The sequence below is a fragment of the Alloalcanivorax profundimaris genome (assembly GCF_015265435.1).
Taxonomy (GTDB): Bacteria; Pseudomonadota; Gammaproteobacteria; order Pseudomonadales; family Alcanivoracaceae; genus Alloalcanivorax; species Alloalcanivorax profundimaris.
This window is the reverse complement of the sequence record NZ_JABJWH010000016.1, coordinates 58,811-78,934: the sequence shown is the minus strand read 5'-3', so window position 1 is coordinate 78,934 and position 20,124 is coordinate 58,811. Positions and strand designations below refer to the sequence as shown.

The 20,124-nt window shown below is 65.3% G+C and carries 16 protein-coding genes and 2 tRNA genes; 1 reads left to right on the top strand and 17 read right to left on the bottom strand.

Annotation, left to right across the window (positions count from 1 at the left end):
* Positions 1-259 precede the first annotated feature (259 nt).
* On the top strand, positions 260-2,206 hold the full coding sequence (gene acs / locus HMJ39_RS09925) for an acetate--CoA ligase (protein WP_194297186.1): 1,947 nt from the start codon (positions 260-262) through the stop codon (positions 2,204-2,206).
* A 111-nt stretch (positions 2,207-2,317) separates the two neighbouring features.
* Here acs and HMJ39_RS09920 read toward each other — a convergent pair whose 3' ends face one another.
* The 17 genes from HMJ39_RS09920 to ftsH all read right to left on the bottom strand — a co-directional run bounded on the left by HMJ39_RS09920 (position 2,318) and on the right by ftsH (position 20,083).
* The gene (locus tag HMJ39_RS09920; RefSeq protein ID WP_194297185.1) at positions 2,318-3,802 is read right to left on the bottom strand and encodes a DHA2 family efflux MFS transporter permease subunit; all 1,485 of its coding nucleotides are present in this window, start codon (positions 3,800-3,802) and stop codon (positions 2,318-2,320) included.
* A complete protein-coding gene (locus tag HMJ39_RS09915) occupies positions 3,789-4,844 on the bottom strand; it encodes an HlyD family secretion protein (RefSeq protein WP_256245728.1) in 1,056 nt (351 codons plus the stop codon). The genes HMJ39_RS09920 and HMJ39_RS09915 overlap by 14 nt, the downstream gene beginning before the upstream one ends.
* A gap of 4 nt (positions 4,845-4,848) precedes the next feature.
* Positions 4,849-5,289 (bottom strand): MarR family winged helix-turn-helix transcriptional regulator, encoded by a 441-nt coding sequence (locus HMJ39_RS09910; RefSeq protein WP_161385576.1) that lies wholly within the window; start codon positions 5,287-5,289, stop codon positions 4,849-4,851.
* A gap of 190 nt (positions 5,290-5,479) precedes the next feature.
* A complete protein-coding gene (gene pnp, locus HMJ39_RS09905; RefSeq protein WP_194297184.1) occupies positions 5,480-7,573 on the bottom strand; it encodes a polyribonucleotide nucleotidyltransferase in 2,094 nt (697 codons plus the stop codon).
* A 210-nt stretch (positions 7,574-7,783) separates the two neighbouring features.
* Positions 7,784-8,053, bottom strand: coding sequence for a 30S ribosomal protein S15 (gene rpsO, locus HMJ39_RS09900; protein WP_161385578.1), 270 nt, complete (start codon positions 8,051-8,053; stop codon positions 7,784-7,786).
* Positions 8,054-8,115: 62 nt separating this feature from the next.
* Complete coding sequence (gene truB, locus HMJ39_RS09895; RefSeq protein WP_228462269.1) at positions 8,116-8,988, bottom strand: tRNA pseudouridine(55) synthase TruB; 873 nt, start codon at positions 8,986-8,988, stop codon at positions 8,116-8,118.
* 61 nt (positions 8,989-9,049) lie between these two features.
* Positions 9,050-9,463, bottom strand: a complete 414-nt coding sequence (rbfA, locus tag HMJ39_RS09890) for a 30S ribosome-binding factor RbfA (RefSeq protein ID WP_161385580.1) — start codon at positions 9,461-9,463, stop codon at positions 9,050-9,052.
* 12 nt (positions 9,464-9,475) lie between these two features.
* On the bottom strand, positions 9,476-12,172 hold the full coding sequence (infB, locus tag HMJ39_RS09885) for a translation initiation factor IF-2 (RefSeq protein WP_194297182.1): 2,697 nt from the start codon (positions 12,170-12,172) through the stop codon (positions 9,476-9,478).
* Between the two features lie 56 nt (positions 12,173-12,228).
* Positions 12,229-13,734, bottom strand: coding sequence for a transcription termination factor NusA (nusA, locus tag HMJ39_RS09880; RefSeq protein WP_161385582.1), 1,506 nt, complete (start codon positions 13,732-13,734; stop codon positions 12,229-12,231).
* Between the two features lie 33 nt (positions 13,735-13,767).
* Complete coding sequence (gene rimP / locus HMJ39_RS09875) at positions 13,768-14,223, bottom strand: ribosome maturation factor RimP (protein WP_161385583.1); 456 nt, start codon at positions 14,221-14,223, stop codon at positions 13,768-13,770.
* Positions 14,224-14,356: 133 nt separating this feature from the next.
* A tRNA-Met gene (locus HMJ39_RS09870) sits at positions 14,357-14,433 on the bottom strand.
* A 110-nt stretch (positions 14,434-14,543) separates the two neighbouring features.
* Positions 14,544-14,630: transfer RNA gene (locus HMJ39_RS09865), tRNA-Leu, on the bottom strand.
* 11 nt (positions 14,631-14,641) lie between these two features.
* Positions 14,642-15,127: a preprotein translocase subunit SecG gene (gene secG, locus HMJ39_RS09860; protein ID WP_194297181.1), complete on the bottom strand. Its 486-nt coding sequence runs from the start codon at positions 15,125-15,127 to the stop codon at positions 14,642-14,644.
* A gap of 3 nt (positions 15,128-15,130) precedes the next feature.
* On the bottom strand, positions 15,131-15,880 hold the full coding sequence (gene tpiA, locus HMJ39_RS09855) for a triose-phosphate isomerase (protein WP_194297180.1): 750 nt from the start codon (positions 15,878-15,880) through the stop codon (positions 15,131-15,133).
* Positions 15,881-15,904: 24 nt separating this feature from the next.
* Entirely contained in the window at positions 15,905-17,239 is a 1,335-nt protein-coding gene (glmM, locus tag HMJ39_RS09850; RefSeq protein WP_194297179.1) for a phosphoglucosamine mutase, read from the bottom strand.
* Positions 17,240-17,298: 59 nt separating this feature from the next.
* A complete protein-coding gene (gene folP / locus HMJ39_RS09845; RefSeq protein WP_194297178.1) occupies positions 17,299-18,144 on the bottom strand; it encodes a dihydropteroate synthase in 846 nt (281 codons plus the stop codon).
* Positions 18,145-18,157: 13 nt separating this feature from the next.
* Positions 18,158-20,083 carry an ATP-dependent zinc metalloprotease FtsH gene (gene ftsH / locus HMJ39_RS09840; RefSeq protein WP_194297177.1) on the bottom strand — a complete coding sequence of 642 codons (1,926 nt, stop codon included), beginning with the start codon at positions 20,081-20,083 and terminating at the stop codon, positions 18,158-18,160.
* Between the last annotated feature and the right edge of the window lie 41 nt (positions 20,084-20,124).

The following is a 20,124-nucleotide window of genomic DNA, read 5'->3' as shown; positions in this document are numbered from 1 at the left end:
CTCGCGCCGGCGTTTCTTTTGCGCCCCTCGCGAACCTTCCATCCTACCCACCGTGCCCGCGCCGGCCATTCCCCTTTAGTCGTAGTCCGGGATGCAGGCCCTTCGTATCCGATCTACAGTATGTATAGCCGCCATCTTTATAGACCATGGTGGAATTCAGTCCGGCCCGGTCGGGCGGGATAATGCGTCGCCATACGAATACGGCTCCCGCGTCACGCGGGAATAACAAATACCAGCGGGTAGTACGAAGGAGGCAGTTATGTCAGAGAAGAAGATTCACCCGGTTCCGGAGGCGTTCCAGCGCCAGACCCTGATGGATCGGGCCACCTACGATCGCTGGTACGAGCAATCCGTGCGCGACCCGGACACCTTCTGGGCGGAGCGCGCCGACGAGTTGCTCGACTGGCGGACCCGCTGGGACACCGTCAGTGACTGGGACTTCAAGGAAGGGCGCGCGGCCTGGTTCCAGGGCGCCAGCCTGAACGCCTGCTACAACTGCGTGGACCGCCACCTGCCGAAACGGGCCAATCAGACCGCGATCATCTGGGAGGGCGACGAGCCGGACCAGGACAAGCACATCACCTACCAGGAACTGCTGGAGCACGTTTCGCGGCTGGCCAACGTGCTCAAGGACCGTGGCGTCAAGAAAGGCGACCGGGTGGTGATCTACATGCCGATGATCCCCGAGGCGGCCTACGCCATGCTCGCCTGCGCGCGCATCGGCGCCATCCACTCCGTGGTGTTCGGCGGCTTCTCGCCGGAGGCCCTCAAGGACCGCATCCAGGACGCCGAGGCCAGCGCCGTGATCACCGCCGACGAAGGCGTGCGCGGCGGCAAGGTCGTGCCGCTCAAGGCCAATGCCGACAAGGCCATGAACGGCGGCGGTCCGGTGCACACCTGCGTGGTGGTCCAACGCACCGGCAACGACGTGGACTGGAACGACGGTCGCGATGTCTGGTACCACGAGGCGGTGCAACAGGTCTCCGACCAGTGCGAACCGGAATGGGTGGAAGCCGAGGACCCGCTGTTCACCCTCTACACCTCCGGCTCCACCGGCAAGCCCAAGGGCGTGCTGCACAGCACCGCCGGCTACATGCTGCAGGCGGCGCTCACCCACAAATACGTGTTCGACTACCACGACGGCGACATCTACTGGTGCACCGCCGACGTGGGCTGGATCACCGGCCACAGCTACATCGTCTACGGGCCGCTGGCCAACGGCGCCACCACCCTGATGTTCGAGGGCGTGCCCACCTACCCGGACGCTTCCCGCCACTGGCAGGTGGTGGACAAGCACAAGGTCAACATCTACTACACCGCGCCCACCGCCATCCGTGCCCTGATGGGCCAGGGCGACGCGCCGGTGCACAAGACCGACCGCTCCAGCCTCAAGCTGCTGGGCACCGTGGGCGAGCCGATCAACCCGGAAGCCTGGGAGTGGTACTACCGGGTGGTGGGTGAAAACCGCTGCCCGATCGTCGATACCTGGTGGCAGACCGAAACCGGCGCCATCATGATCGCGCCGCTGCCCGGTGCCGTGGACCTGAAGCCGGGCTCCGCCACCCTGCCCATGTTCGGCGTGCAGCCGGCCCTGATGGACCCGGACGGCAAGGAACTGGAAGGCGCCAACGCCGGCAACCTGGTGATCAAGGCCAGCTGGCCCAGCCAGATCCGCACCGTCTACGGCGACCACCAGCGCATGATCGACACCTACTTCAGTGCCTACCCGGGCTATTACTTCACCGGTGACGGCGCGCGCCGCGACGAGGACGGCTACTACTGGATCACCGGCCGCGTGGACGACGTGCTCAACGTGTCCGGCCACCGCCTGGGCACCGCCGAGATCGAGTCCGCCCTGGTGCTGCACAAGAGCATCTCCGAGGCCGCCGTGGTGGGCTACCAGCACGACGTGAAGGGCCAGGGCATCTACGCCTATGTGTCGTTGATGAGCGGTTCCGAGGGCAGCGAGGACCTGATCAAGGAGCTGCGCGAGCTGGTCACCCAGGAAATCGGTCCGATCGCCAAACCGGACCTGATCCATTTCGCGCCGGGCCTGCCCAAGACCCGCTCCGGCAAGATCATGCGCCGCATCCTGCGCAAGATCGCCGCCGACGAGCTGGATTCCCTGGGCGACACCTCCACCCTGGCGGACCCGGGCGTGGTGGACGAACTGATCAAGACCCGCAAGAACGGCAACGGCGACTAACGCCGGCCGGGCCACCACCAACAAGGGCGCCTTAACGGCGCCCTTTTTTGTTCTCGCGGATCGGCGGCATTGCCGTAGGAGCAACCGGGCGGCGTACCGCTTCCCAAAAAGCTACGGAGTCGCCGGCCGGCTGTGCTTGAGCAGGAACACCAGCGGAATCGCCGCCATGTTGATCCACATAAGCAGTCGGAAATCGTTCATGTAACTGATCTCCGCCGCCTGCCCCATCAGGGTCTGATAGAGCGCCGCCGGCACCCCGCCGACCATGTCCTTCATCGGCAACCCCTGGCTGATCCAGGCCCCCAGCTGAACATGCTCACCCAGCTGCTGCTGATTGATCCACATATTGCGCGACAGCATGGCGGTCATGATCGAGATGCCCACGCTGGAGCCCAGGTTACGGGACAGGGAAAACAGCGACGCCCCCTCGGTGCGCAGCTCCGGCTTGAGGGTGGCGTAGGTGAGCGCGCTGGCGGGCACGAACACCAGCCCCAGGCCCAGGCCTTGAAGCACGCCGGTCCAGATCAGGGTGTCGCGGCTCACCTCCAGGGTGAAACCGGCCATCTCGTGCAGCGACAGGGTAATCAGCATCAGGCCGGCGACCACCAGTACGCGCGGGTCCAGGCGGGTTCGCATAAGCCGCCCCACCAGCATCATCGAGAACATGGACCCCAGGCCCCGGGGCGCCAGCACCAGCCCCGTGGTTACCGCCGGGTAGTCCTTCCATTGCTGCAGGAAAGGCGGCAGCAGGGCCATGGTGGCGAGCAGGATGATGCCCACCACGAAGATGAACACCACGCCGGTGACGAAGTTGCGGTCCTTGAACAGACTCAGATTGATGAACGGGTCCTTCTTGGTCAGCGAGTGGACCAGGAACAGATAGAAACCCAGCGCCGCCAGCAGGGCCTCGATCTGGATCTCGAAACTCTCGAACCACTTCTCCTGCTCCCCCCGGTCGAGCATCAACTGGAAGGCGCCGATGGCCAGCCCCAGATAGGCGAACCCCATCAGGTCGAAGCGTATTTTGCGGGTTTCCGTCTCCGCCACGCTCAGCCAGATGCCCGCGAACGCCAGCAGCCCGAACGGCAGATTGATGTAGAACACCCAGCGCCAGCTGTACCACTCGGTGAGCCAGCCACCCAGGGTGGGCCCCAGAATCGGCCCCACCATCACGCCCATGCCCCAGATCGCCATGGCCTGGCCATGCTTTTCCACCGGGTAGGCGTCCAACAGCACCGATTGGGACAGCGGCACCAGAGCGGCGCCGAAAACACCCTGCAGGATGCGGAACATGACCATCTGGTCCAGGTTGGCGGACAGGCCGCACAGACCGGACGCCACCGTGAACCCGGCCACCGACCACAGGAACAGACGGCGCCGGCCCATGCGCCCGGCGAAGAACCCCACCGCCGGCGTCATGATCGCCGCCGACACGATGTAGGAGGTCAGCACCCAGGTGATCTGATCGGTGCTCGCCGACAGGCTGCCCTGCATGTGCGGCAGGGCCACGTTGGCGATGGTGGTATCCAGCACCTGCATGATCGTGGCCAGCATGATGCTGGCCGTGACCAGGCGCTGGTCGTTAATGCGTGGCATCGGCGGTCCTGGCCGGTTGTTCCTGGCCGTCACCGAACAGCGACGCCCCGGTATCGATGGAAATCTCGGCGCTCATGCCGGCGCGCAGCGGCGGCTTGCCGTCCACATCGGTGAGGTGGAGCTTCACCGGCACCCGCTGCACCACCTTCACCCAGTTGCCGCTGGCGTTCTGGGGCGGGATCAGGGCGTATTCGGAACCGGTGGCCGGGCTCAGGCTCTGCACCGTGGCCTTCCAGGTGACGCCGGGATAGGTGTCCACCTCCACCTCGACCTCCTGCCCCTCGCGCACATTGGTGAGCTGGGTTTCCTTGAGATTCGCTTCCACCCAGGCGGAGTGGTTCTTGGCCAGGGTGAATACCGGCACGCCGGCGTTGACCCGCTCGCCCTGCATCGGCGTGGAGCCGCCGACGACGCCATCCGCCGGCGCCACGATGCGGGTGTGCGCCAGGTCGTAGCGGGCCTTCTCCAGCTTGGCGGTGGCCGCCTGATAGTCCGGGTGCTCTTCCACCGGCACGTCCGGGCCGCCGCCCAGCCGCGCCTTGAGGCTGGCCAGCTCCTGGCCGATCACGTCCCGCTGGGAGCGGGCCTGATCCCGTTTCTGCTCGGCGCCGTCCAACTGCGACTTGGACACCGCCACCCGGTCCAGGCCCTGGAACCGGTCCAGCTCGCGCTGGTAGTAGGCCAGATCACGGCGCGCCTGGCTTTGCTGGGCTTCCAGGCGGGCGTAATCGGCGCGCTCGGAGAGAATCCGATTGCGCACCGCCTGTTGATCGGCGCGGGCTTCCTCCAGGGCGATCCGATACGGTTCCGGATCCACCTCGGCGAGCACCTGCCCTTTCGTGACCGCCTGGTTGCGATCCACGTTGACGCTGACCAGGGGCCCGCTCACGTCGGCGGTCAGCGATACCATATCGATCTTCACATAGGCGTTCTCGGTGCCGACATAGCGGCGGCCGCCAAACACCAGCCAGAGCACCACGGCCAGGGCGACGATCAGGCCCAGGCCCATGGCGAGGCGGCGATTGCGTTGCGTGGTGGTCACGTCGTTATTCCTCTTTTTCGGTTCGCTGGCAGAGATTCGCGCGCATGCGGCCCAGCACGCGCGTCAGGGTGTCGATGTCGTCGGCCTCGATACCCGCCAGGGCCTGGTGGCGAGTCTCCATGGCCAGCTCCCGCAGCCGCTCCAGAGCCGGCGCCGCCTCGGCGGTGAGGTACAGACGCCGGCGGCGGCGGTCGGTCTGATCCACCCGGCGCTCCACCAGCCCCTCCTCTTCCAGACGCTCCAATTGGCGGGTCAGGGAGATCGGCGCCACATCCATGATTTCCGCCAGGGCGGCCTGGTGGATGCCCTCCCGATGGTTCAGGGTCCACAGCACCTGCCATCGCGCGCGAGTCAGGCCCTGGGCCCGGGCACGCCGGTCGAATTCCCGGCGCAGCATGCGCGCTACGTCGTGCAGGCCAAGGCCCACGGTGGTGTCTTTGTTCATGGGAGACCCATTCATAAGGCAACTTATAGTAAGCAAGCTTATTATATGGAACCCATTAAGGCAACTTGCTTTATGTTTTCGCCCCGCGGTGCTGCTGCCGCGATGAGCCACAAAAAAAGCCCGGCGCCACCGAAGTGGGCCGGGCTTTTTATTCCGGCTCGCGAGGAGCCGGACGCCGGGAAAGCGCCGTTTACGCTTCCTTGGCTTCCTTCATGGACAGCTTGATGCGGCCACGCTGGTCCACGTCCAGGACTTTCACCTTGATGATGTCGCCCTCGTTGACGTAGTCGGTGACCTTCTCCACGCGCTCCTCGGCGATCTGGGAGATGTGCAGCAGGCCCTCGGTGCCCGGCATGATCTGCACGAAGGCGCCGAAGTCCACCACGCGCATCACCTTGCCTTCGTAGATCTTGTCGATCTCGGCCTCGGCGGTGATCTCCTCCACCCGGCGCTGGGCCTCGGCGGCGGCTTCGCGGGTTTCACCGTAGATCTTGACGCTGCCATCGTCCTCGATGTCGATGGTGCACTTGGTTTCCTCGGTCAGCGCACGGATGGTGGCGCCGCCCTTGCCGATCACATCGCGGATCTTCTCCGGGTTGATCTTCAGGGTGATCAGGGTGGGCGCGTTCTCGGACACCTGGCTGCGCGATTCGCTGATCGCCTTGCCCATCTCGCCGAGAATGTGCAGACGGCCTTCGCGGGCCTGGCCCAGAGCCTTCTCCATGATCTCCTCGGTGATGCCCTCGATCTTGATGTCCATCTGCAGGGCGGTGACGCCGCGCTCGGTGCCGGCCACCTTGAAGTCCATGTCGCCGAGGTGGTCCTCGTCGCCGAGGATATCGGACAGTACCGCGTAGCGGCCGTCCTCTTCCTTCACCAGGCCCATGGCGATGCCGGCCACCGGGGCGCTCAGGGGCACGCCGGCGTCCATCAGCGCCATGGAGGTGCCGCACACGGACGCCATGGAGGAGGAGCCGTTGGACTCGGTGATCTCGGACACCACGCGAATGGTGTAGGGGAAGTCCTGCTCGTTGGGGACCACCGCTTCCACGCCACGGCGGGCGAGACGACCGTGGCCGATTTCACGGCGTTTCGGGGAGCCGATCATGCCGGTCTCGCCGACGCAGTACGGGGGGAAGTTGTACTGCAGCATGAAGTGGTCCTGACGGGCGCCTTCCAGGGCGTCGATCAGCTGGGCATCGCGCATGCCGCCCAGGGTGGCGGTGACGATGGCCTGGGTTTCACCCCGGGTGAACAGGGCGGAACCGTGGGTCTTGTTGAGCATGCCCACCTGGCAGTCGATGGGGCGCACGGCGTTGAGGGCACGGCCGTCGATGCGCGGCTTGCCGGAAACCACCGCCTCGCGCACCACGCTCTTCTCGATCTTGCCGAACAGATCCTTCACCTCGCCGGCTTCCGGCGCGCCTTCCTGCTCGGTGGCGAACTCGGCCACGCAGGCATCACGCAGCTCGCCCACTTTCTGCTGGCGGGACATCTTGTCGGTGATGGTGTAGGCCTCGGCCAGCGGCGCCTGGTACTTGCTCTGGATCACGCTCTTGAGTTCGCTGTTTTCCGCCGGCGGCTGCCAGTCCCAGGTGGGGGTGCCCACTTCGGCGGCGAACGCCTGGATGCCCTGGATCAGCGCCTGCATTTCCTGGTGACCGAAGAGTACGGCGCCCAGCATCTGGTCCTCGCTGAGTTCCTCGGCTTCGGATTCCACCATCAGCACGGCGGCCTCGGTGCCGGCCACCACCAGGTTCAGGTTGGATTCCTCCAGCTCGGAGTAGCTCGGGTTGAGCAGGTAGAAGCCGTCCTTGAAGCCCACCCGGGCGGCGCCGATGGGGCCATTGAACGGAATGCCGGAGATCGCCAGGGCGGCGGAGGTGCCGATCATGGCGGCGATGTCCGGGTCCTGGTTCTTGTCCGAGGACATCACGGTGGCCACCACCTGGACTTCGTTCATGAAGCCGTTGGGAAACAGCGGCCGGATGGGCCGGTCGATCAGGCGGCAGGTCAGGGTTTCCTTCTCGCTGGGACGGCCTTCGCGCTTGAGGAAACCACCCGGAATACGGCCGGTGGAGTAGGTTTTTTCCTGGTAGTTCACGGTCAGGGGGAAGAACGGCTTGTTCGGGTCCGCTTCCTTTTTGCCAACCACGGTGACCAGTACCTGGGTATCACCAATGGTCACCATCACGGCGGCGGTGGCCTGGCGGGCGATGCGCCCCGTTTCCAGCACCACGCTGTGGTCGCCGTATTGAATTTCCTTGCGCACTATATTGAACATATCGCTTCTCTTCGTTTCGTCGTCTCTTTTCTTCGACTGCGCGACGTTACGTCTCGTCGCTATCGCTTACGCTTTCCTTTACATGCCGGGGCATGATAACCCGGCACCGGCCGGCACCGAAGCCTTTTCCCGGGCGGAAAACCGCCCCCCATAAACAAAGGAAGCCCGGCACGGGGCCGAGCTTCCAGTGTCACCGGGGTCGGGGCTCGCTTAGCGGCGCAGGCCCAGACGCTCGATCAGCTTCAGGTAGCGATCGCGGTTCTTGCCGGCCAGGTAGTCCAGCAGCTTGCGGCGCTGGTTGACCATGCGGATCAGGCCGCGACGGCTGTGGTGATCCTTGTGGTGATCCTTGAAGTGACCTTGCAGCTGGTTGATGTTCTCGGTCAGCAGGGCGACCTGCACTTCCGGGGAACCGGTGTCGCCTTCCTTAACGCCGAAGTCCTTCAGGATTTGCGCTTTTTGCTCGTTGGTCAAAGCCATTGTCATTGCTCCAATATGCAATTGATGTCACGGCCGGCCGTGCATATTTACAGCCGCCGTCCTCAGGAAACCAGACGACGGGGGGCAATCCGCCCGTCCTCCAGTACTTCACCGACACCCATGAAGGTGTCCGTGGAAGCTTCATAAATACTGACCCAGCCGTCCATCGGCCGGTCGCTGGTCATTACCGGCTGCCCCTGGCGCAGGTAATACGCCGAGGTCTCGCCCAGGGCAACGCGCGGCCAGTCTGCCACGCTGGTGGATAAAGGCAAGAGCAATTCATCGATCGCCTCGAACCCGCCGGCGGCCTTGATCTCACCCAGTTGCTCCAGGGTCAGCATGCGCTCCGCCGGATAGGGCCCGGCGGACAGCCGGCGCAGTGCCGCCACATGGGCGCCGCAGCCGAGCATCTCGCCCAGATCCTCCACCAGGGACCGCACATAGGTGCCCTTGGAGCAGGCCACGTCGAAACTCAGCCGGTCGCCCTCTTCCAGGCGCGCGTCGCTGATTTCGTGGATGGTGACCCGGCGCGGCTTGCGTTCCACGGTGATGCCCTCGCGGGCCAGCTTGTAGAGCGGCGTGCCGTTGTGCTTGATCGCCGAGTACATGCTGGGCACCTGCTCGATCTCGCCAAGGAAACGGTCCAGCGCTTCCAGGACCCGGGGCTCGGTGACGTCCACCGGCCGGGTTTCGCGGACCTCGCCGTCGGCATCGCCGGTCTCCGTGCTCACGCCCAGTTGGGCGGTCACCCGGTAGCGCTTGTCCGCGTCGAGCAGAAACTGGCTGAACTTGGTCGCCTCGCCAAAGCAGATCGGCAGCATGCCGGTGGCCAGCGGATCCAGGCTCCCGGTGTGCCCCGCCTTGGCGGCGGCGAACATTTTCTTGGCCATCTGCAGGGCACCGTTGCTGGTTACGCCCTGGCTCTTATCGAGCAACAGAATGCCATTGAGATTACGACCTCCACGGCGCCGTCTTCCCACTGTTCTTGCTCCGTGATCAATCGTTATCGGTGTTGGTGTCGTCGTCCGGGCGCAATTCCCGGTCCTCGGCGCGGGCTTCGTCGATCAGCTTGGACAGCTCCGACGCCCGCTCCGGGGTCTTGTCGTAGTGAAACCGCAAACGCGGCGTGGTGCGGGTGTTCAGCGACTGGGCCAGGGCCGAGCGCAGGAAGCCGGCGGCGCCGGACAGCACCCGCTCCGCCTCCAGGCCGGCGTCCTCGCCTTCACCGAGCAGCGTGAAATACACGTCGGCGAAGGCCAGATCCCGGGCCACGGTCACGTCCTGCACCGTCACCAGCCCCACGCGCGGGTCCTTGAGCTCGAACTGGAGCAACCGGGACAGCTCGCGCTGGATCTGGTCGGCGACACGGTCGGTGCGCTGAAAACCACTGGGGCGACGATGACGGCTCATGGCTGGGCGCGCCTACAGGCTGCGCGCCACCTCCTTCACTTCGAACACTTCGATCTTGTCGCCTTCCTTGACGTCGTTGTAGCTCTTCACGGCGATACCACACTCGATGCCGCTGCGTACTTCCTGGACATCGTCCTTGAAGCGGCGCAGGGATTCCAGCTCGCCCTCGAAGACCACCACGTCGTCGCGCAGCACGCGGATCGGCCGGTTCCGGTAGAGGGTCCCCTCCACCACCATGCAGCCGGCCACGGCGCCGAACTTGGAGGAGCGGAACACGTCCCGCACCTCGGCGACACCGAGGATCTCCTCGCGTTTCTCCGGTGCCAGCAGGCCGCTCATGGCCTGTTTGACGTCGTCGATCAGCTCGTAGATCACGCTGTAGTAGCGCAGGTCGATGCCTTCCTGCTCGCACAGCTTCTTGGCCTTGCTGTCGGCGCGCACGTTAAAGCCCAGCAGCACCGCCTCGCTGGTCATCGCCAGGTTGACGTCGGACTCGTTGATGGCGCCCACGCCGGCGGACACCAGGCTCACCTTGACCTCGTCGGTGGACAGGTCGTTGAGGGCACCGATCAGCGCCTCCAGGGAGCCACGCACGTCGGTCTTGAGCACGATGTTGACCTGGCTGGCCTCGGCGCTGCCCATGTTCTCGAACAGGTTCTCCAGCTTGGAGGCCTGCTGACGCTTGAGCTTGACGTCGCGGTCGCGGTCCTGACGGAACTCGGCCACTTCGCGGGCCTTCTTCTCGTCGGGCAGCACCTGAATCTGCTCGCCGGCTTCCGGCGCGCCGTCCAGGCCCAGCACTTCCACGGGAATGGAGGGGCCGGCTTTCTTGACCTGCTTGCCGTTTTCGTCGATCAGCGCCCGGACGCGGCCGTAATGGGCCCCGGCCAGCAGCATGTCGCCGACGTTCAGTTCACCGGACTGGATCAGCACGGAGGCCACGGTACCGCGGCCCTTCTCGACGCGGGATTCGATCACCACGCCGCTGGCCGGGCCGGAATCCGGCGCCTTGAGCTCCAGCAGTTCCGCCTGCAGCAGCACCGCCTCGAGCAGGTCGTCGATGCCCTGGCCGCTGTGCGCGGAGACATTGACGAACTGGTACTCGCCGCCCCACTCCTCGGGGATCACGTCCTTGCCGGCCAGCTCGTTCTTGACCCGGTCCGGATCGGCGTTTTCCTTGTCGATCTTGTTGACCGCGATGATCAGCGGAATGCCGGCCGCCTTGGCGTGGTTGATCGCCTCCTCGGTCTGCGGCATCACGCCGTCGTCCGCCGCCACCACGATGATGGCGATGTCGGTGGCCTGGGCACCGCGCGCGCGCATCGCCGTGAAGGCGGCGTGGCCCGGGGTATCCAGGAAGGTGATCATGCCCTTGTCAAGCTGCACATGGTAGGCACCGATGTGCTGGGTGATGCCCCCGGCCTCGCCGGCGGCCACCTTGGCCTTGCGGATATGGTCCAGCAGCGAGGTCTTGCCGTGGTCCACGTGGCCCATGATGGTCACTACCGGCGCGCGCGGCACTTCGTCCACGCCGCTGTAGTCCGCCAGGTTGGCCAGATCGTCCTCAAGGGCTTCTTCCTCGCCTTTCACCGGCTTGGGCGTGTGGCCCATTTCCTCGGTGAGCAGCACCGCCGTTTCCTGGTCGATGTACTGGTTCACGGTGGCCATTTCGCCCATCTTCATCATTGCCTTGATGAGCTCCTTGGCCTTGATGTTCATGCGCTGAGCCAGCTCGGCCACGGTGATGGTCTCGGGAATCTCGACGTCGTATACCATTTTCTCCGTGGGGCTCTTGAACCCGTGCTGTTTGTTCATGGAGCTGCGCATCTGGCCGTGGGCCACGCCCCCACCACGGGGCTTACGGCGCCGACGGCGGGATTGCCGCTCCTCGGTACGGTAGCCGGCTTCCACGGCATCGCGAACAATGGACGAGCCTTTCTCTTCTTCCTCGTCGCTCTTTTCCTGTTCCTGCTCGCCGCCGCGCTTCTCCAGTTCCTCGGCGATGCGCTTGGCTTCCTCGGCGGTGCGCCGGGCGGCCTCTTCCTCGGCCTTCTGGCGTTGCTCGGCTTCCTGCTTGCGGCGCGTCTCGTCCGCCTCGCGCTGCTTGCGCTCCTCGGCCTCGCGCTGCTTGCGTTCTTCCTCGGTTTCTTCCTTCTGCGCCTTCTTGGCGGTCTTCGGCACGCTGGCGCGCTTGGATTTTTCCTGGGAGGCCTTCTCTTCCTCGGCGGCGCGCTCCTTCTCGGCGCGGGCCTTGGCCTCCTGTTCGCGGCGCAGGGCTTCTTCTTCCTCCGCCTTGCGCTTGGCCTCTTCTTCCTCGGCCTTACGCTTCGCTTCTTCCTCGGCCAGACGCGCCGCTTCTTCCTCGGCCGCCTTGCGCTCGGCTTCCAGCCGCTCTTCTTCCTCGATCGCCGCGCGCTTCACGTAGGTGCGTTTCTTGCGCACTTCCACGTTCACGGTCTTGGCCTTGCCGGCCGCGCCGGTGGTCTTGATGGTGCTCGTGGAGCGGCGCTTCAGGGTGATCTTGCTGGGCTCCGACGACTGGGCACCATGGGACTTGCGCAGATGCGCGAGCAGCTGCTGCTTCTGTTCATCGGAGACCTCTTCACCGGCATCGGTGTGCGGCAGCCCGGCTTCCTTCATCTGCGTGAGCAGCGTATCCACCGGAATGCCAACCACGTCGGCCAGTTTTTTTACGGTCGTTTCTGCCATGTCAGCAACACTCTCCTGTCCGCTTCTTGGTGGCGCCCTGCTTTCTCCGACGGAGGTTACTCGCCGGCTTCCTCACCTTCGAACCAGGGGGCGCGTGCGGTCATGATCAACTGGGCCGCGCGCTCTTCGTCCATCCCTTCGATGTCGAGCAGGTCATCCACCGCTTGTTCGGCAAGGTCTTCCATGGTGACGATGCCTTTGGAGGCCATTTCCACCGCCAGGTCCCGGTCCATGCCGTCCATGTTCAGCAGATCGTCGGCGGGTTCGGCCTGTTCGAATTTCTCCTCGGACACCAGGGCCCGGGTCAACAGCGCGTCCTTGGCGCGCTGGCGCAGCGCTTCGACGATGTCCTCGTCGAACCCCTCGATGGCGAGCATCTCCTCGGTGGGCACGTAGGCCACTTCCTCGAGGGTGGAGAAACCTTCCTCCACCAGCACGGCGGCCACGTCCTCGTCCACGTCGAGGAATTCCATGAAGGTTTCCAGAGCCTGTTCGGCTTCCTGCTGCTGCTTGTTCTCCGCCTCGTCGATGGTCATCACGTTCAGTTCCCAGCCGGTCAGCTCGGAAGCGAGGCGGATGTTCTGGCCGCTGCGGCCGATGGCCTGGGCCAGGGCGGATTCGTCTTCCACCGCGATGTCCATGGTGTGGCTTTCCTCGTCGACGACGATGGAGGCCACTTCCGCCGGCTGCATGGCGTTGATCACCAGCTGCGCCGGGTTGTCGTCCCACAGGACGATGTCGATGCGCTCGCCGGCCAGTTCATTGGACACCGCCTGCACACGCGCGCCGCGCATGCCGACACAGGCGCCCACCGGATCGATGCGCTGATCGTTGGTCTTCACCGCGATCTTGGCGCGGGAACCGGGATCCCGGGCGGCGCCCTTGATCTCGATGAGTTCCTCGCCGATCTCGGGCACCTCGATCTTGAACAGCTCGATGAGCATCTCCGGGCAGGCACGGCTGGCGAACAGCTGCGGGCCCCGGTTTTCCTCGTTGACGCCCATCAGGTAGGCGCGCAGCCGGTCGTTCTGGCGCACGCTCTCGCGGGTGATCATGTGCTCGCGGGTGATCAGCGCCTCGGCGTTGGCGCCCAGGTCCAGCACGATGGAATCGCGGCTGGCTTTCTTGACCACGCCGCTGATCAGCTCGCCGATGCGATCACGGTATTCCTCGATGATCTGCCGCCGCTCGGCTTCGCGCACTTTCTGCACGATCACCTGCTTGGCGGTCTGGGCGGCGATCCGGCCGAACGCCTCGGATTCGACTTCCTCTTCGTAGGTGTCGCCGATCTGGAGGCTTTCGTCCTGCTCGTGGGCTTCATCGAGCGTCAGTTGACGTCCGAATTCGAACAGATCTTCGTCGGGCACCACGTGCCAGACGCGGAAGGTGCGGTAATCGCCGCTGACGCGGTCGATCTGCACGCGAATTTCCACGTCTTCTTCCTTGAAGCGTTTCTTGGTCGCCGCCGCCAGGGCCGATTCGATGGCCTCGAAAATCACATCGCGGCTGACGCCCTTCTCGTTGGAAACGGTTTCCGCTACCAGCAGGATCTCTTTGTTCATGGCCAGGCCTTTACCTATGTCTCCGGGGCGCGCTCAATCGAAGCGGGGCTGCAATCGGGCGCGATCCACCTGACTGTAGGGAACACGCAGGGTGTCGCCGTCAAGCGTCACCACCAGCGTATCGCCATCAACGGCAACCAGGGTCGCCGTCATTTTACGCTTGCCCGCCACCGGGGCCAGCAGCTTGAGCTGCACATCCTCGCCCAGGTAACGGTCGAATTGGGAAAGTTCAAAGATGGGGCGGTCCAGGCCCGGGGAAGAAATTTCCAGGTTGTATTCACCGGGAATAGGATCTTCCACGTCCAGCAGGCCGCTGACCTCTTGGCTCACCCGCGCGCAATCGTCAACGGTGATACCTTCTTCGTGGTCGATAAAAAGACGCAATACGGCACCGCGACCCTGGAGGTATTGCACGCCCCAGAGCGTATAACCCAGGTCCTCGACCAGCGGAGTCAGCAGCTCCTTGAGTTGTTCAGTGCGTTTTGACATTTGCCTCTTTTCCGGCGCCACAAACAAAAAATGGGCATAACGCCCATTCCCACTAGCGACCCCGGTTGTGGATAGCAAAAAGCCCCTATAGAGGGGCTTTTTGTTCTACGGAACCGGGATCGGCTCCGATAAGTGGTAGCGGGGGCAGGATTTGAACCTACGACCTTCGGGTTATGAGCCCGACGAGCTACCAGACTGCTCCACCCCGCACTTGAAATCGAGCGCAAATACTAAGGATTCGCGCGGGCCTTGTCAATCCGGTTCGAGAAAAAAGTATTTATTTTTCCGAACCTTAAGGGCAGACAAAGCTATTCCATATTTGGTGCCGAAGGCCGGACTTGAACCGGCACGACCGTAAGGTCACTACCCCCTCAAGATAGCGTGTCTACCAATTCCACCACTTCGGCAAAGAACTCGCTTACTGCTCCGGCTGAGACGGCGTCTCATCCGGGGCCGGGGATTCTAACTCAGCCGCCGGCACATCGAAAGACTCTTTTTCGGATTCGCCGGAATCCATCGCCGGCACGTCGCTGCTGGCGCCACCGGCACCGGGCACGTCGCCGGCCGCCGGCGCTTCCGGCGCGGGCACTTCGCCACCGCTCTGGTCCACGGCGGGCACGTCCTGCTCGTCCACGGACTCCAGCGCCGGCAGAATGCTGCCACCACCGGTGGCTTCCTGGCGCGCCATCCAGGCGAGCCCCAGGCTGGTGATGAAGAACACCACCGCCAGTACCGCCGTGGAGCGGGTCAGGAAGTTGGCGGAGCCGGCGCTGCCGAACACGGTCTGCGAGCCGCCGCCACCAAAGGAGGCGCCGGCGTCGGCGCCCTTGCCGTGCTGGATCAGGATCAGGCCGATGAGGCCCAACGCCGCCAGCACATGCACTACATGAAGCACAATATCCATAAATCAACCTGCCGCCCGACAAATGGCGATAAATTGTTCTGCTTTCAAAGAGGCCCCGCCGATCAGACCACCGTCGATATCCGGCTGGGCGAATAGAGGGGCGGCATTATCCGCCTTTACACTGCCGCCGTAAAGGAGCCGCAGCCCCGCGGCCACGCCGGCGTCCTGGTCGGCCACCACGGCGCGCAGCCGGGCGTGCACGTCCTGGGCCTGTTCCGGGCTGGCGGTGAGGCCGGTGCCGATCGCCCAGACCGGCTCATAAGCCACCACCGCGCCGGCCAGGGCCTCCACGCCGGCGGCTTCCACCACCGCCATCAGTTGCCGCACCACCACCTGCTCGGTCTGCTCCGCTTCCCGCTCGCGCAGGGTCTCGCCCACGCACAGGATCGGCGTGAGGCCGGCCTGCTGAGCGCGCAGAAACTTGCTGGCCACCCGGTCGTCGTCCTCGCCGTACAGCTCGCGGCGTTCGGAGTGGCCGACGATGACGTAGACGCAGCCCAGTTCCTTGAGCATTTCCGCCGACACCTCACCGGTGAAAGCGCCGTCCTCGTGATCGCACACATCCTGGGCGCCGAGCACGACGCCGGCGCCATCCAGCGCCTTCTCCAGCGCCGGCAGGTAGGGATAAGGCGGACACAGCGCCGCCTCCACGCCCTCCGGCATGGCGCCGCGCAGCGCCCCGGCGAGTTCGTCGACCAGCGCCAGCCGTCCGTTCATCTTCCAGTTGCCCGCCACCAGCGGCGTTCTTGTCATGCCTCTACCCTCTTTCAACCGATCTCAGGCGATCGCCGTTTCCACCGCGTCCGCCAGGCGCCGGCACAGCCGCTCCACCTGGTCCGCGTCCTTGCCTTCCACCATCACCCGCACCAGTGGCTCGGTGCCGGAGGGACGCAGCAGCACGCGGCCATTCTCGCCCAGCTCCGCCTCCACCTCGCTCAGAACCACACTCAGGCCCTCATCGTCCTGGTAGCGGTCACGGTTGGCGCCGCGCACATTGATCAGCGTCTGCGGCAACAGCGGCGCCTCGGCTACCGCCTCGCGCAGGCTTCGCCCTTCGCGGCGCAGGGCGTCGAGGACCTGCAGGGCCGCCACCGTGCCATCGCCAGTGGAGGTACGATCCAGGCACACCAGATGCCCGGAGGATTCGCCGCCCAGCAGCCAGCCGCGGGCGTCCAACTGCTCCATGACATAGCGGTCGCCCACCTTGGCCCGGACGAAGGGAATGTCCAGGGCCTGCAGGGCCAGCTCCAGGCCCAGGTTGGTCATCAGCGTGCCCACCACGCCACCGTCCAGGCGGTCGTGACGGCGCCGGTCCCGGGCAATGATATACAGCAGCTGATCGCCGTCCACCACCCGGCCCCGGTCGTCCACCATGATCAGCCGGTCGGCGTCGCCATCCAGGGCCAGGCCCAGGTCGGCGCCTTCCGCCACCACCTGGCGGCAGAGCGCGTCCGGTTTGGTGGAACCGCAATCGCGGTTGATATTGAACCCGTCCGGCCGGTTCGCCATGGGTACCACCTCGGCGCCCAGTTCCTCCAGCACGTCCGGGGTGATGTGGTAGGCCGCGCCGTTGGCGGTGTCCACCACGATCTTCATGCCATTCAGATTCAGACCCGGCGCGGTGCTCTTGCAGAACTCAATGTAGCGGCCGCGGGCGTCGTCGATGCGCCGCACTTTGCCGAGCTGGTCGGTGGGCACCACCGAGATCGGCTCGTCGAGCATGCGCTCGATCTCCGCCTCGATCTGGTCATTCAGCTTGCGACCGTTGTCACCGAAGAACTTGATGCCGTTGTCGGTGTAGGCGTTGTGGGACGCGGAGATCACGATACCCGCCTGGGCGTGCAGCGTGCGCGTGAGATAGGCGATGGCCGGCGTCGGCATGGGGCCGAGCAAGCGCACATCCACGCCGGCGGCGGAAATGCCCGCTTCCAGGGCGGATTCGAACATATAGCCGGAAATGCGGGTGTCCTTGCCGATCAGAATCTTGCTGCTACCCCGGGCGGCCAGCACGCGGCCGGCGGCCCAGCCCAGCTTGAGCACGAAATCCGGCGTGATCGGCGGCTCACCCACGGTGCCGCGAATGCCATCGGTACCAAAATACTTGCGACTCATCCCTTGCCTCCTATGCCGGGAGTCTTCCACGCCGGGCGCCCGCGCCGTCCGGGGCGCGGTCAGCGTTTTTTGTAGTGATTGACGGCGTGGGCGAAACGCACGCCGTCCAGGGTGGCCTTGACGTCATGGGCACGCACGATGCTGGCGCCCCGGTCCACGCACAGCACCGCCGCCGCCACCGAGCCGGGCATGCGCTCGTCCACCGGCCGGTCCAGCACCTTGCCGATCATGCCCTTGCGCGACAGCCCCACCAGCATGGGCAGCTCCAGGACGCGCAGCGCCTCCAGCTCCGCCAGCAGACGCAGATTGTGCTCCAGGGTCTTGGCGAAGCCAAAGCCCGGGTCCACCAGGAGCTGGTGGCGGGGAATGCCGGCGGCCACGCAGGCCTCCACCCGCTCGCGCAGGAAGGCGATCACCTCGGCGGTGACGTCGTCGTAGCGCGGGTCGTCCTGCATGTCGCCCGGCTCGCCCCGCATGTGCATCACGCACACCGGCAGGCCGGTGGCGGCGGCGGCCTCCAGGGCGCCGGGGCGGCGCAGGGAGCGGACGTCATTGATCAGGCCGGCGCCGGCGGCGGCGGATTCGCGAATCACCGCCGGGGTGCTGGTGTCCACCGACACCAGGGCGTCGAGCTCCCGGGTCAGGGCCTCGACCACCGGAATCACGCGATCCAGTTCTTCCTGCTCGGGCACCGGTTCGGCGCCCGGGCGGGTGGATTCGCCGCCCACGTCGATGATCGCCGCGCCTTCCGCCAGCAGGCGTTCCGCCTGGCGCAGGGCGGCGTCCCGCGAGGTATAGCGGCCGCCGTCGGAGAAGGAGTCCGGGGTCACGTTCAGGACCCCCATAACGAGGGGCGCGGACAGGTTCAGTGTCCGCGCCCCACAGGTCAGGCTGGTTGTGGTCATTGAAGCCGGGTCGTCAGTGCGTATTGGCCGGGCCGCCGATGGCGTCGTCACCGGGCTTGGCGTCGCCGGCGGCTTCGTCACCCTTGGAAGAGGCACCGCTGCCGCCCGGGCCCTGGTCACGCCAGTCACGGGGCGGGCGCGGCTTGTGGCCGGCCATGATGTCGTCGATCTGATCGGAATCGATGGTCTCGTACTGCATCAGCGCCTCGGCCATCAGGTCGAGCTTGTCCCGGTTGTCCTCCAGGATCTGCTTGGCCCGCTGGTAGCAGCTGTCGATGATGGCGCGCACCTCGCGGTCGATCTCCTCGGCGGTCTGCTCGGAGACGTGCTTGCGCTGGGACATCTGCTTGCCGAGGAACACTTCGCCTTCGTCTTCCTCGTAGGCCAGCGGCCCCATCTTCTCGCTCAGGCCCCACTTGGTGACCATGGCGCGGGCCATCTTGGTGGCGCGCTCGATGTCGTTGGAGGCACCGGTGGTGACCCCGTCGAAGCCCAGCGTCATCTCCTCGGCCAGGCGGCCGCCGTACAGCGAGCAGATCGAGGATTCGATGGCCCGCTTGGACTGGGAGTACTTGTCCTCCTCGGGGAGGTACATGGTCACGCCCAGGGCCCGGCCACGGGGAATGATGCTCACCTTGTAGACCGGGTCGTGGTCCGGCACCAGCCGGCCGACGATGGCGTGGCCGGATTCGTGGTAGGCGGTGTTCAGCTTCTCTTTCTCGCTCATCACCATGGAGCGGCGTTCGGCGCCCATGAGGATCTTGTCCTTGGCTTTCTCGAACTCCTCCATGCCCACCACGCGCTTGTTGGCGCGGGCGGCGAACAGGGCGGCCTCGTTGACCAGGTTGGCCAGGTCGGCGCCGGAGAAGCCCGGGGTACCACGGGCGATCACGCTGGGATCCACGTCCTCGCCCACCGGCACCGGACGCATGTGCACCTTGAGCACGTGCTCGCGGCCGCGCACATCGGGCAGCGGCACGGTCACCTGGCGGTCGAAGCGGCCCGGGCGCAGCAGCGCCGGGTCAAGCACGTCCGGCCGGTTGGTGGCGGCGATCACGATGATGCCGTCGTTGGCGTCGAAGCCGTCCATCTCCACCAGCAGCTGGTTGAGGGTCTGCTCGCGCTCATCGTGGCCACCGCCCACGCCGGCGCCCCGGGAGCGGCCCACGGCGTCGATCTCGTCGATGAAGATGATGCACGGCGCGTGCTTTTTGGCCTGATCGAACATGTCGCGGACCCGGGACGCGCCCACGCCCACGAACATTTCCACGAAATCGGAACCGGAAATGCTGAAGAACGGCACCTTGGCCTCGCCGGCGATGGCCTTGGCGAGCAGGGTTTTACCGGTGCCCGGGGAGCCCACCATCAGCACGCCGCGCGGAATCTTGCCGCCCAGGCGCTGGAATTTGGCCGGATCGCGCAGAAACTCCACCAGCTCCTGCACTTCTTCCTTGGATTCCTCCACGCCCGCCACGTCGGCGAAGGTGGTCTTGATCTGGTCCTCGCCCATCAGGCGGGCCTTGGACTTGCCGAACGTCATGGGCCCGGAGCCGCCCTTGCCGCCGCCCTGCATCTGGCGCATGAAGAAGATGAAGATGGCCAGGATCAGCAGAATCGGCAGCACGGACAGGAACAGCTGGGTCAGGAAGCCCTGACGCTCCGGTTCCTTGCCGGTGACCTGCACGTCGTTCTGGATCAGGGTGGGCATCAGATTGGTGTCCATGGCCTGCGGCTTGACGGTCTCGAAGCGGGTACCGTCCTTCATCTCGCCGGAGATACGGCTACCGCCGATGGTGACCTGATCCACATTGCCGCTCTCCACGTTATGAATGAACGAGGAGTAATTCAGCATTTGCTGGGAGGGCTGCGGGTTGATGCTGGAGGCGACAACGTAGAGCACCCCGGCGATCACCAGCCACAGCACGATATTCTTGGTCATGTCGTTCAAGGGAGACCTCGACTTACTGAGCGCGATAGCGC

Coding starts and splice junctions, on each gene's coding strand:
- acs (WP_194297186.1), top strand. CDS start 260: ATGTCAGAGAAGAAGATTCACCCGGTTCCGGAGGCGTTCCAGCGCCAG.
- HMJ39_RS09920 (WP_194297185.1), bottom strand. CDS start 3,802: ATGCCACGCATTAACGACCAGCGCCTGGTCACGGCCAGCATCATGCTG.
- HMJ39_RS09910 (WP_161385576.1), bottom strand. CDS start 5,289: ATGAACAAAGACACCACCGTGGGCCTTGGCCTGCACGACGTAGCGCGC.
- pnp (WP_194297184.1), bottom strand. CDS start 7,573: ATGTTCAATATAGTGCGCAAGGAAATTCAATACGGCGACCACAGCGTG.
- rpsO (WP_161385578.1), bottom strand. CDS start 8,053: ATGGCTTTGACCAACGAGCAAAAAGCGCAAATCCTGAAGGACTTCGGC.
- rbfA (WP_161385580.1), bottom strand. CDS start 9,463: ATGAGCCGTCATCGTCGCCCCAGTGGTTTTCAGCGCACCGACCGTGTC.
- infB (WP_194297182.1), bottom strand. CDS start 12,172: ATGGCAGAAACGACCGTAAAAAAACTGGCCGACGTGGTTGGCATTCCG.
- nusA (WP_161385582.1), bottom strand. CDS start 13,734: ATGAACAAAGAGATCCTGCTGGTAGCGGAAACCGTTTCCAACGAGAAG.
- rimP (WP_161385583.1), bottom strand. CDS start 14,223: ATGTCAAAACGCACTGAACAACTCAAGGAGCTGCTGACTCCGCTGGTC.
- secG (WP_194297181.1), bottom strand. CDS start 15,127: ATGGATATTGTGCTTCATGTAGTGCATGTGCTGGCGGCGTTGGGCCTC.
- tpiA (WP_194297180.1), bottom strand. CDS start 15,880: ATGACAAGAACGCCGCTGGTGGCGGGCAACTGGAAGATGAACGGACGG.
- glmM (WP_194297179.1), bottom strand. CDS start 17,239: ATGAGTCGCAAGTATTTTGGTACCGATGGCATTCGCGGCACCGTGGGT.
- folP (WP_194297178.1), bottom strand. CDS start 18,144: ATGACCACAACCAGCCTGACCTGTGGGGCGCGGACACTGAACCTGTCC.
- ftsH (WP_194297177.1), bottom strand. CDS start 20,083: ATGACCAAGAATATCGTGCTGTGGCTGGTGATCGCCGGGGTGCTCTAC.